At 50.6% G+C, this 11885-nt stretch carries 12 protein-coding genes; 8 read left to right on the top strand and 4 right to left on the bottom strand.

The features are described 5' to 3' along the window. The first annotated feature begins 133 nt into the window (after nt 1–133). From ACLPHM_RS13540 to ACLPHM_RS13555, 4 genes are all read left to right on the top strand, one after another. Nucleotides 134–1219 carry an ABC transporter ATP-binding protein gene (locus ACLPHM_RS13540; protein ID WP_430221756.1) on the top strand — a complete coding sequence of 362 codons (1086 nt, stop codon included), beginning with the start codon at nt 134–136 and terminating at the stop codon, nt 1217–1219. Nucleotides 1220–1272: 53 nt separating this feature from the next. After that, entirely contained in the window at nt 1273–2316 is a 1044-nt protein-coding gene (locus tag ACLPHM_RS13545) for an ABC transporter substrate-binding protein (protein ID WP_430221757.1), read from the top strand. Between the two features lie 72 nt (nt 2317–2388). Continuing rightward, a complete protein-coding gene (locus ACLPHM_RS13550; RefSeq protein WP_430221758.1) occupies nt 2389–3624 on the top strand; it encodes an ABC transporter permease in 1236 nt (411 codons plus the stop codon). An 11-nt stretch (nt 3625–3635) separates the two neighbouring features. Next, a complete protein-coding gene (locus ACLPHM_RS13555) occupies nt 3636–4472 on the top strand; it encodes an ABC transporter permease (RefSeq protein WP_430221759.1) in 837 nt (278 codons plus the stop codon). 53 nt (nt 4473–4525) lie between these two features. Here ACLPHM_RS13555 and ACLPHM_RS13560 read toward each other — a convergent pair whose 3' ends face one another. After that, on the bottom strand, nt 4526–5242 hold the full coding sequence (locus ACLPHM_RS13560) for an SDR family NAD(P)-dependent oxidoreductase (protein ID WP_430221760.1): 717 nt from the start codon (nt 5240–5242) through the stop codon (nt 4526–4528). Nucleotides 5243–5376: 134 nt separating this feature from the next. Between ACLPHM_RS13560 and ACLPHM_RS13565 the strand changes: the two genes are divergently transcribed. Together ACLPHM_RS13565 and ACLPHM_RS13570 are read left to right on the top strand one after the other, a co-directional pair. Beyond that, nucleotides 5377–6984 (top strand): peptide chain release factor 3, encoded by a 1608-nt coding sequence (locus ACLPHM_RS13565; RefSeq protein WP_430221761.1) that lies wholly within the window; start codon nt 5377–5379, stop codon nt 6982–6984. A gap of 63 nt (nt 6985–7047) precedes the next feature. Beyond that, entirely contained in the window at nt 7048–7695 is a 648-nt protein-coding gene (locus ACLPHM_RS13570; RefSeq protein WP_430221762.1) for a hypothetical protein, read from the top strand. An 82-nt stretch (nt 7696–7777) separates the two neighbouring features. Here the strand turns inward: ACLPHM_RS13570 and bfr are convergent, their stop codons facing one another. Continuing rightward, nucleotides 7778–8251 carry a bacterioferritin gene (gene bfr, locus ACLPHM_RS13575; RefSeq protein ID WP_430221763.1) on the bottom strand — a complete coding sequence of 158 codons (474 nt, stop codon included), beginning with the start codon at nt 8249–8251 and terminating at the stop codon, nt 7778–7780. A gap of 163 nt (nt 8252–8414) precedes the next feature. Continuing rightward, on the bottom strand, nt 8415–8696 hold the full coding sequence (locus ACLPHM_RS13580; protein ID WP_430221764.1) for a (2Fe-2S)-binding protein: 282 nt from the start codon (nt 8694–8696) through the stop codon (nt 8415–8417). A gap of 179 nt (nt 8697–8875) precedes the next feature. Between ACLPHM_RS13580 and ACLPHM_RS13585 the strand changes: the two genes are divergently transcribed. Both ACLPHM_RS13585 and leuA read left to right on the top strand, forming a co-directional pair. Beyond that, nucleotides 8876–9454, top strand: coding sequence for a hypothetical protein (locus tag ACLPHM_RS13585; RefSeq protein WP_430221765.1), 579 nt, complete (start codon nt 8876–8878; stop codon nt 9452–9454). Between the two features lie 272 nt (nt 9455–9726). Next, nucleotides 9727–11421, top strand: coding sequence for a 2-isopropylmalate synthase (gene leuA / locus ACLPHM_RS13590; RefSeq protein ID WP_430221766.1), 1695 nt, complete (start codon nt 9727–9729; stop codon nt 11419–11421). 100 nt (nt 11422–11521) lie between these two features. Here the strand turns inward: leuA and ACLPHM_RS13595 are convergent, their stop codons facing one another. Next, nucleotides 11522–11869, bottom strand: a complete 348-nt coding sequence (locus ACLPHM_RS13595; protein WP_430221767.1) for a DUF1840 domain-containing protein — start codon at nt 11867–11869, stop codon at nt 11522–11524. Nucleotides 11870–11885: the final 16 nt, after the last annotated feature.

The following is an 11885-nucleotide window of genomic DNA, read 5'->3' on the forward strand; positions in this document are numbered from 1 at the left end:
ACTGCGACTAAAGTTTTATCTCAAAAGTGGACCCCTGCTTTTGAGCCTAAATGGCTCTATGTCATGTCCACTGGCTTCACTTATATTGCCCCTTATTAAAAGATCAAAACGAGACAAATAAGGAGACCAATCAGTGTCCACACGACCACTGGTGCGCTTTGAGCAGGTACAAAAATCCTATGACGGCGAGACATTTGTAGTTAAAGATCTCAATCTGGATATTCAGCAAGGAGAGTTCCTTTCCCTGCTTGGACCTTCCGGGTCTGGTAAAACCACCTGTTTAATGATGTTGGCGGGGTTTGAATACCCCACAACGGGCAACATCTATTTAGACCAACAAAACATCAACCGCGTCCCGCCTCACCAGCGCAATATAGGGATGGTGTTTCAGAACTACGCTCTGTTCCCCCACATGACTGTGGAAAAGAACTTGGAGTACCCCCTCAAAGTTCGCCGCTTACCGGCATCTGAACGTAAAGCCAAAGTACGCAAAGCACTGGAAATGGTGCAAATGGAGGCGTTTGCAAAACGTTATCCCGCTCAAATGTCGGGCGGTCAGCAACAACGTATTGCACTCGCGCGTGCTCTGGTGTTTGAACCTAAGCTGGTATTGATGGATGAACCCTTGGGCGCATTGGATAAGCAATTACGCGAACACATGCAGTTGGAACTCAAAGCACTGCATCAATCGCTGGGCATCACCTTTGTATACGTTACCCACGATCAAAGCGAAGCCCTAACGATGTCGGATCGCGTCGCCGTATTTAACGACGGCATTATCCAGCAGATTTCGTCGGTAAATACCTTATACGAAGCACCACAAAACCCATTCGTAGCAAGCTTTGTGGGTGATAACAACCTGTTGACCGGCACGGTATCGCAGGCCGACGGCGACATGTGCCAGATCACACTGGGCAACAATAGCGTGATCCACGGGTTGAACGTTAACCACGCCTCTGCTGGACAAGCCGCTGTGTTGAGCATACGCCCTGAACGCATTCAGATCATGGCCGAGCCCACTCACAACTGCCTACAGGCACAAATCACCAACACCGTGTACTTGGGCGACCACGTACGCTTGATCTGCAAAACCCATGATCAGCAAGAGATCAGTATCAAACAGCAGATCAGTCAATTGTCCTCAGATACCAGTCTTGCTCCGGGCGCATGGCTATCACTACAACTACCCTCAGCCTTTGCCCGCGTTTTTACCGCCTGAGTCACCCTCAGTAGCAGCAGTACATCCTATACCTAGATATAACGGAGACAACCATGAAAACATCCCACAAGGTAGCAATTGGTGTAATCAGTAGTATGTTGGCAGTTGGAGCTCAGTCCGCCCTCGCGCGTGATCTGACCATTGTGAACTTTGGCGGCGCAGCCGGCGAAGCACAACAAACCGCCTTTGTTGAACCGCTGCAAAAACAAAAAAACATCAAAATCCTGAACGTCCCTTACAACGGTGAACTGGCAAAAATCAAAGCCATGGTAGACACCAACAACGTCGTCTGGGACGTGGTGGAAGTAGAGACCGCTGACCTTAGCCGTGGCTGTGACGAGGGCTTATTTGAACCACTGGATTGGGACAACATCATCGCGAAGGATCAACTGATCCCCGAAGCCGTACATGACTGCGGCATGGGCGTGTTCGTCTGGTCCACTGTTATGGCCTATAACGGTAAATCCCTGAAAGACGCGCCTAACGGCTGGGCTGATTTTTGGGATGTGGAAAAGTTTCCAGGTAAACGTGCGCTGCGCAAAGGTGCTCGCTACAACTTAGAATTTGCGTTGATGGCAGATGGCGTCGCCCCTAAAGATGTCTATCAAGTCTTGAGCACTCCTGAAGGTGTGGATCGCGCTTTTAACAAACTCAACGAACTCAAACCCCATATTCAGTGGTGGGAAGCCGGTGCCCAGCCCTTGCAAATGCTGGCTGCAGGCGACGTAGTGATGTCCACAGTCTATAACGGCCGTATTGCTGCCGCTAACGCCGAAGGCCAAGACCTGCGTATCGTCTGGAACGGCAGTATCTACGATTTGGACTACTACGTGATCCCTATGGGCTCACCCAACAAAGCCCTGGCAGAAGAATTCATCAGTTTCTCGGCACAACCTGAGCAACAGATCAAACATGCTCAGAACATCAACTACGGTGCGATCAATAAGTCAGCCATAGACAACTTGGATGAGGCCACTTTGGCACAAATGCCTAACTCACCCCAAAACGCCGAACACGCGCTGTTGTCCAGCTATGACTACTGGGCTGATCACGGTGAAGAACTGGATCAACGTTTCACTGCTTGGTCTACTCGATAAGCCTTCTGTGATGAAGCCGTACTCTACATAGAGCGCGGCTTCCTTTACGGGTACATCTGAATGAATTCTTCCATGACGCTGTCCACAGCGGACATTAAAAAAGCCGTGGTCAAAGCACACCGCAAACAGCGCTGGCAAGCGGCTGGTTTACTTGCTCCATTGGCCATCTTTCTATTGGTGATTTTTGTTATTCCGGTTGCGGCGCTGCTATTTAGGGCTGTGGATAACCCAGAGGTTATAGAGCACATGCCACGCACGTTACTGGCGCTTAAAACCTGGGATCAACAAAGCGCCCCCCCGGCAGAAAGCTTCGTTGCCTTAGCTACAGACTTGCAACACGCCAAAGACGGTACTGGTTCTGGTCTATTAGCACGCCGCTTGAACTACGAAATTGCTGGCTATCGCACCTTGATCTTCAAAACCGTGCGCAAAATGCCATTGGCTGACATAGACAACAAATCACCTGAGGTCATACGCGAGGAGCTGATTGCGATAGATCCTCGCTGGGGCGAGGTGGATTACTGGCGTGCCATTGCCAACAACGATAACGCGTACTCAGACTATTACCTGCTAGCCTCGCTGGATTTGAAGCGCGACACCCAAGGTGACATCGTCAAAGTCCCCGAAGGCAGTTCTGCTTTCCAAGATATTTTTGCTCGCACTTTTGAAATCAGTCTGGGCGTAACCGTGATGGCCTTGCTATTAGGCTTCCCACTTGCCTACTGGATGAGCCGCATGAGTGCGCGTGGCGCCAATCTGGTGATGATCTGTGTACTGATCCCTTTTTGGACGTCGGTGCTGGTGCGTATTGCCGCATGGATTGTATTGCTGCAACGCCAAGGGCTCATCAACAAAACCTTGATGGAAATAGGCCTTATCGATGTGCCTTTGGATTTACTGTTCAATCGCATCGGGGTCTACATCGCCATGATTCACATCATGCTGCCTTTCATGGTCTTACCTATATATAGTGTGATGCGTTCTATTCCACCTACGTATCAACGCGCGGCCATTTCACTAGGTAGCCATCCGTTTGCCGCATTTTGGAAAGTGTATGTGCCGCAAACCTACCCCGGTATAGCGGCTGGCTGTTTGCTGGTATTCATCATTTCCATTGGTTATTACATCACCCCCGCTTTGCTAGGTGGCGCTAACGACCAAATGATTAGTTACTACGTGGCCTACTTTACCAACCAGACCATTAACTGGGGCATGGCCAGTGCGCTGGGCTTCTTGCTGTTGGCAGGCACCTTGGTGCTGTACACCTTGTATCGTCGCCTATCTGGTCGCGAACTGGGACTGGGCTAAAGGAAACGACTATGACACCCAATCCTTATCTTTCTACCTCAGAACGCGTCTGGCGCATCGTACAGCGGTTATTGTGCTGGCTGATTTTGATCTTCCTGTTGATTCCTATACTGGTGATCATCCCCTTGTCGTTCAGCGAAGGTAGCCTACTGCTGTACCCCATGCCAGGTTTGTCATTGCGCTGGTATGAAGCGTTGTTCAACTCTGAGGACTGGATACGTGCCACCCGCAACAGCTTTATCGTCGCGCCACTGTCTACGATTATTGCCACGGTGTTAGGCACCATGGCAGCCATGGGCTTACAACGCGCCAGCTTCATCGGCAAAAGCCTATTAATGGGGATGCTGATTTCCCCCATGATCGTGCCACTAGTGGTCGTGGGTGTGGGGGTGTATTTGTTCTTTGCCCCTTACGGCCTTACCAACAGCTACATGGGGCTGGTGCTGACCCACGCCGCACTGGGGTCGCCATTTGTGCTCACTACGGTACTGGCCACGTTGCAGGGTTTTGATAGTAATTTGGTGCGCGCTGCCTACAGCTTGGGTGCTAACCCGTTACGCGCATTTTTCACAGTGACGCTGCCCATCATTGCCCCTGGGGTTATTGCAGGTGCACTCTTTGCCTTCATTACTTCTTTTGATGAGGTGATCACCACCTTGTTCTTGGCAGGCCCTCAGCAGGTCACGTTACCACGTCAAATGTTCACAGGTATTCGTGAAAACATCAGCCCCATTATTGCGGCTATCGCCACGATTCTGATTGTGTTTTCAACGGCTCTACTGCTGACATTGGAATGGCTACGTGGGCGCAATGCCAAACGTGCCGTACGCCTAGACAGCGGTTCGTAATCCACTGCAGGCACACATGCCGAACACATGGTGTGTGTGCCTGTAATGGTTACTTAGAAGCGTTCGTCGTAGCGTGCTGGCAGCAGTACCTCACGCATAAATGAGGCATCTGACAACGTCAGCATCGTACGCACCACACTCACCACATCGTGTACCGGAACCGTATGGCCTTCATCACGCGCGGCGGCATCTTCCACAGGCACCGACAAAGCATCTTCGGTATTTAAATACCCCAACTGCAGCACACTCACTTTTAAGCCTTGCTCTCTAAAGCCTTCGCGCAATGAGTCGGCAATGCCGTTCAACGCAAACTTACTCGCGCCAAATGCCACTTCAGGCCGCCCGCTTTGTCGCAATGCTGAGGTAGAGCCGGTCAAAATCACTTGAGCTTTGTCAGATCGCAACACATGCGGCAGCAACCGTTTCAACACCAACAAGGTAGCCGTGATGTTCACCCCTACCAATTGTTGAATGCTCTCGTCGCTATCGTCTAAAAAGTTGTAGTCCTCGGAAAACGCCTTCGCTTCCCAGATACCTACGTTATAAATCAGCACATCAATCGCATGTGGAGCGGCAGCAGATAATGCATCCGCTGCTGCTACGGGATGGCTCATATCGGCCTCTACCCATGTCACGGTAGCCCCATTTGCCGACTGCACACTATGTGGCCGTTGTCGTGACACACCAACCACGGTATCACCTACCGTACCCACACCTTCTACCAAGGCTCGCCCTAGCCCTTTACTGGCTCCTATCACCATGATGTGCATAGTTTTTCCCTTTTCTACCCTGACAAATACCGTCTAATACGGCAAGATAATTGTGAGTCTGGCAGATTTGAGCGAAAATAGACGTTTTGCCTGATTTTTTCTACAGGCTTTAGCCTCTTTTACCGTATCTGCTGATGTCCACCCTTGCCCAAGAAGCTTCGCGCCGCCGAACTTTTGCGATTATTTCTCACCCTGACGCGGGGAAGACCACCCTTACGGAAAAGCTTCTGCTGTTTGCAGGCGCCATCCAAATTGCAGGTAGCGTGAAATCGCGTAAAGCGGAACGGCATGCCGCATCCGACTGGATGGAAATCGAAAAACAACGTGGTATTTCAGTTGCCTCATCCGTGATGCAAATGGAATACCGTGACTGTGTGATCAACCTGTTGGACACCCCCGGTCACCAAGACTTCTCCGAAGATACGTATCGCGTACTGACGGCGGTAGATGCGGCGCTGATGGTCATTGATGCGGCGAACGGTGTAGAGCCACAAACCATTCGTTTGTTGCAGGTCTGTAGAGCACGTAACACCCCCATTATCACTTTCATCAACAAGTTGGACCGTGAAGTTCAAGAACCATTGAACCTGCTGTCCGAGATTGAAGACCACTTGGGCATGGAAGCGATTCCTTTTGCCTGGCCTGTAGGGATGGGGCGCGCCTTTGGTGGCGTATTTAATCTGGGCGCCGACCACCTGCACGTCTTTACCTCTGGCAAAGAACACCGCAGCGATAACGATGAAAAGCTCCCCGGTTTAGATAACCCTGAAGCAGAACGCCGCTTTGGTGAGAACTTCAGCAAAGCTCGCGATGAAATTCACCTGATCAAAGAAGCGGTTAGCGATTTTGATCACGAAGCCTTCTTAGCGGGTAAACAAACGCCTGTATTTTTTGGCTCCGCACTGAACAACTTTGGTGTTCAAGAAGTGCTGGATGCTCTGGTAGACATGGCTCCGCCACCCGGACCGCGCGTTGCGTTGCAACGTACTGTTGAGCCCGACGAAGAAAAATTCAGCGGTGTAGTGTTCAAAGTCCAAGCCAACATGGACCCTGCTCACCGTGACCGCGTAGCGTTCGTGCGCGTAAGCTCTGGCCACTTCCAACGTGGTATGCGTTTAAAAGTAGCTCGTACGAACAAAGAAATACGCCCGAACAACGTGGTGTCTTTCCTGTCACAACGTCGTGACCTGCTGGAAGAAGCCTACGCTGGCGACATTATCGGTATTCCTAACCATGGCGTACTGCAATTGGGTGACGTACTGACCGAAGGCGAAAACCTGCAATTCACAGGCTTGCCATTCTTCGCACCCGAGCTATTCCAAGCGGTAGAAGTTAAAGATCCACTACGTACTAAACAATTGCGCGTAGGTTTGACACAGTTGGGCGAGGAAGGTGCTATTCAGGTATTCCGCCCACATCTCACTAGTGGTGTACTGCTGCTCGGTGCGGTAGGTCAGTTGCAGTTTGAAGTGGTTGCTCACCGACTACGCACTGAATACAACGTAGATGCCCGTTTGTCCCCCTCACGCTACAACTTGGCACGCTGGGTTACAGCTTCTGACGAAAAAGTAATGAAGAAGTTTCTAGAGACCAACGCGGCCAATATTGCCTACGATGTCGTAGACGCCATCGCGTTCTTAGCCTCTTCACCAGCCCAGTTACGTGTGGCTCAAGACCTTAACCCCGGCATAGAATTCCATGCCATGCGTGAACATGGCGGACAGGTTTTCGCTACAATGTAAACTTCAAGCTCTGGCCCTTTCCTCTGAAAGGGCCAGCCGCTATCATCACAGCGAACACTTACTATGTCCTGGCGTTTAATTCTTGCAATCGTGTTACTAGCTTTGGGAGCCTCAGTATGGGGCGGTATCCAGATGGGTAACTGGCTAGTAGAAAATGGCCCATTACGTGCTCCCAATATGGTGGCGATTGAAGAGGCTGCTCAGCTCATGCCTACGCTAGATGCTGATGGCAAGCCATATGTCACTCCTGCTCCCCAACCACTGGTCAATGGCCGTTTGGGTATACCGGAAGAGCTAGAGGGTTTCGAATGGAAAATCGTCGCAAAAACTGCTGACAAATACAATCCGCCTATCGCGCTAGCCAATACCAAGCTATCGGCAAGCGCGCTCTCTGATTTGCGGCAACAAGGCGCCACCTCACCGGGCGGTTTACAAGGTATCGCTCGTATAGGCCCTTCAACTGGTAGCAACCGCAGCTCTGGGCAGCAAGCCATACAGCCTGTGGATGTAACGATTCCTCCGCCGCCTCCTACTGCCCCTGTGCCTAACGTAGGTCGCAACAGCAGTTGGATTCCTCAGTTCCAGCGTGAACTCGCTGCATGTTCGCAAAAAGGCTTCTTTGAACGCCCAAGTTGCTCATGGGATGCCCGTAATAAATACTGCGGTCCCAACAATGCATGGGGACAAGTGGAAGGCTGCCCAAGCCGATAATTCGGCTTTGTAAGATCTGGATACACAAAAAAACGCTACGTACATTACGTAGCGTTTTTTATATTGACAGCACAAAAGCGCGTTATTCGTCGCCCATTTGTGATTGCAAGTAGTTCTGTACGCCGACTTTTTCTATCAATTCCAGCTGAGTTTCCAGCCAATCAATGTGCTCTTCTGTATCGTCCAGAATAGTCAGCAGCAAATCGCGAGAAACGAAATCGCTCACGCTCTCACAGTACTCCATGCCTTCTTTTACCGTCACGTGAGCGGCTTTTTCTAGCGCCAGGTCACATGCCAGCATCTCGGGCACATCTTCGCCAATGCGCAGTTTATGCAGGTCTTGCAGGTTAGGCAGGCCTTCTAGCAACAAGATACGTTCAATCAGCAAATCGGCATGCTTCATCTCGCCGATGGACTCTTTGTATTCTATCTTCCCCAGTTTGCCAAAGCCCCAGTGGTTCATCACGCGGGCATGCAAGAAGTACTGGTTAATTGCCGTCAGCTCATTTTTAAGCTGCTGGTTCAGGTAATAAATAACTTTGGTGTCGCCTTTCATTCTTCTCACCTCCGGAAAGCTACGTTAAGCCAAACAGACCTAACTATAACAGCCCGGACATCATTACTTGAGGCTTGAAGCCAGAATAATTAGCGCGAAAAAAGGCAAAAAAGAGAAGCATTCTCAAACACTTAGCTTGAGAGTGAGAGCGAGCGAAGTCGAATCAGGACAAGGTAGCGTACGAAACCGTACGGGCTGGGCGCAATTGTGACTCGTTTGCGGCCATTTCTACAGTTTCTGGCTGACGTGCAATTGGCGTAGCGAACAGTGAACCTTCGCTGGCATATTGCCCACCGGGCAAATACTCAACGGCAGTGTCCGCGCAGGCTCCGCAGCACGTAGCTACTCCAAGTTGAGCTTGTAGATCAGACATGGTGGAGACACCATTATCTACAGCTTCTTTGACCTGACGCTCTGTAATAGCGTTACATATACAAATATACATGAGAACTATTATCATCCGCAGTTCTAAAAAACGCAACTACTAATATTTGGACACGATTTGCCCTTTTTCACAGTGGGCTAAAACCAACAATTCTGGAGGCCAAAAACTGGGGGCACGGCGGGCTTTCTGCAACAATACCAGCTTGTCAGACTTTCCCGGATTCTCACATTTAGGTTGCCATGAAAACAGCTTCTGCTACCCAACGCTCCGATCGCGCTCTGCTACGCACTACGCTGATGCGCCTGACCATGCCTCAGAAATTACTCAGCCTCATCGTCGTCATCGTGGTGGCGCTGATATGGTGGCCCCTCGTGCAACGTCTAGTACGTTTTGGCGACACCATCGACTACTCCGGCCTGCATGCCCTGGGCTCAGACGGTTTATCGTTCATTCAACACTACGGTACTTATGTATGGTGGTTCATTGGTTTGCTGTGCACGCTATTGATCGTCTATATGCTGTACAGCTTTGTGGTGTTTACACACGGGCTATGGCAACAACGTGCCGTGAGTGAAAGCACGCTGAACACACTCGTTCCTCAGTTGTCACCCGATGCTTGTGAGGTCATACATTGGACATGGTCCGAGCGCCGTAACCCCATTACTATCGGCGACTTACAACGTGCTGCCCAAGAGCTGGGCAACAACCGGTTCGACAAAATTCGCATGGCAGAACGACAAGCCGCTTTGCTGAATACGCATCGCAATGTCGACACAGTGCCCGAAAATGACTTGCAATCAGCCGGATTTCATGTTTGACTAATAGTTATGGATAACGCACGCACTATTTCTCTCAGCATTGCTTCCGCCGACCAATCTGGTCGCAACGGTGCTGATGTGCGTGCAATTATTTCCCTGTCCCAGATTAGCCTACTACCACTACTACTAGCGCCCGGTTGCCGGGCCTAGAGCCTAGTGGTAGTTCGGCAGCCAATATTCAGCCACGTGTTTATATGCCGTCATTAGCATGACGTAGTGGTTCTGGTGACGGCAAAAAGTTTATATACTTTTTTCGCCTGACAGGTGCATCAATGATTACCCATCCCGCTTCAAAATACATTCCATTTAAACCTTTCGCCCGCGATTTTTCCGAGCGTACTTGGCCATCCAAACGCATCGAGACTCCGCCTATTTGGATGTCTACTGACTTGCGCGATGGTAACCAATCCTTGATTGAGCCCATGAGCGTAGCGCGCAAATTGCGTTACTTCGACATGCTGGTCAACATTGGCTTCAAAGAAATCGAAGTAGGCTTTCCCTCTGCCTCACAAACTGACTTCGACTTTGTACGTACACTGATAGACGAAAAACGCATTCCAGACGATGTCACCATCATCTGTTTGACTCAATCTCGCCAAGATCTGATTGAGCGCACCGTAGAAGCCATGACTGGCGCTAAAACCGCCATGATCCACCTGTACAACGCCTGCGCCCCCGCATTCCGCAAAATCGTCTTTAAAATGAGCAAAGACGAAGTGCGTCAGTTGGCAGTCAATGGCACAAAAATGATTAAAGAAGCCATTAAGGCTCAGCCTGCTACCAAATGGCGCTATGAATACTCCCCAGAAGTATTCAGTACCACCGAACCAGAAGTCGCCTTAGACGTATGTAATGCCGTCGTAGAAGCGTGGGATCCAAGCCCAGAAGATCCAATCGTGCTGAACTTGCCAGCAACGGTTGAAGCCACTACGCCTAACTTGTACGCTGACCAAATTGAATGGATGCACAACAATTTGGCACGTCGCGACAGCATTTTGATCAGTTTGCACCCCCACAACGACCGCGGTACCGCTGTTGCTGCCGCTGAGTTCGGCGTGATGGCTGGCGCCGATCGTGTAGAAGGCTGCTTGTTTGGTAACGGTGAGCGTACTGGTAACGTGTGTTTGGTTACTTTGGCACTGAACTTGTACACCCAAGGTGTGCACCCAGGCTTAGACTTCTCTGATATCGATGCTATCCGCTTATGCGCAGAAGAATGCAACCAGATTCCGGTGCACCCACGTCACCCTTATGCTGGTGATTTGGTCTTTACTGCCTTCTCTGGCTCCCACCAAGACGCCATCAAAAAAGGCTTTGTGTTACAGAAAGCCGATGAGCCTTGGGAAATTCCTTACTTGCCAATCGATCCTGCCGACTTGGGCCGCAGCTACGACGCCGTGATTCGCGTCAACAGCCAATCCGGTAAAGGCGGTGTGTCGTACTTGCTGGAACAAGAGCATGGCTTGGTATTGCCACGTCGTTTGCAAATCGAATTTAGCCGTGCCATTCAGCGCGTGACCGAAGAGACAGGCAAAGAAGTTACACCAGAAGCCGTGTACAGCATTTTCGAAAGCGAGTACTTGGATACCAAAGGCCCATGGAAACTGATCAACCACACCATCAGCAGCGCGCCTAAAGATGATGACGGCAATCAGCGCGTCAGCATCGACCTGACAGTGAAGGTAAATGGCGAAGAGCGTCAGTTGAAAGGCGCAGGCGACGGTGCCTTGGCCGCATTCATCAATGCGTTGGATATGCCTATCAAGGTCATGGACTACACCGAGCACGCGATTGGCAGCGGTATTGATACCAAAGCAGCAACCTATATTGAAACTCGTATTGCAGACAACCAAAGTGGCTTTGGCGTAGGTATTCATCAGGACATCCTGACCTCTACCTTCAAAGCGATTTTGAGTGCCGTTAATCGTCACGAACTGGCGAAACGTGCAGAAGCTGAATGCGCTTAATACAGTGATCCTGTTTAGCGCACGCTACCTATAAGCGCCTGCCAGACACCCTGGCAGTGCCGCTACAACGCCCCTACCAGGGGCGTTTTTGCGTATTGGCTTACCACTCGGTGTGAGCAGGCTCCCACATTACGTCCACATCAGCTTCTGCCGAGCGACGCATCATATCCAATAATGGGAAAGCACGTTGTTTGAAACTCACTGGCAACTGCATAGGGTGTTTGTGGCTTTCTTCTTCCTCGTCTTGATCGGAGTCTTGATGGGAGGAGTCCAACGACATAGCACGTTCTATACCAGTAATGGCTGCAGCCAATTGATCATGCGGGATAACACCCTGCTCTGGCAGTGCATCAAGATAGGGACGCCCAGCCGCTTTTAATACCAGCAATGCATGCTCCGCAAACATCATGACGTTGGGGGCAGCTTTAGAACTAAACACCAGCAACATAGCACTTTCTCCAATA

The organism is Paenalcaligenes sp. Me131 (assembly GCF_050487225.1).
Taxonomy (GTDB): Bacteria; Pseudomonadota; Gammaproteobacteria; order Burkholderiales; family Burkholderiaceae_B; genus Paenalcaligenes.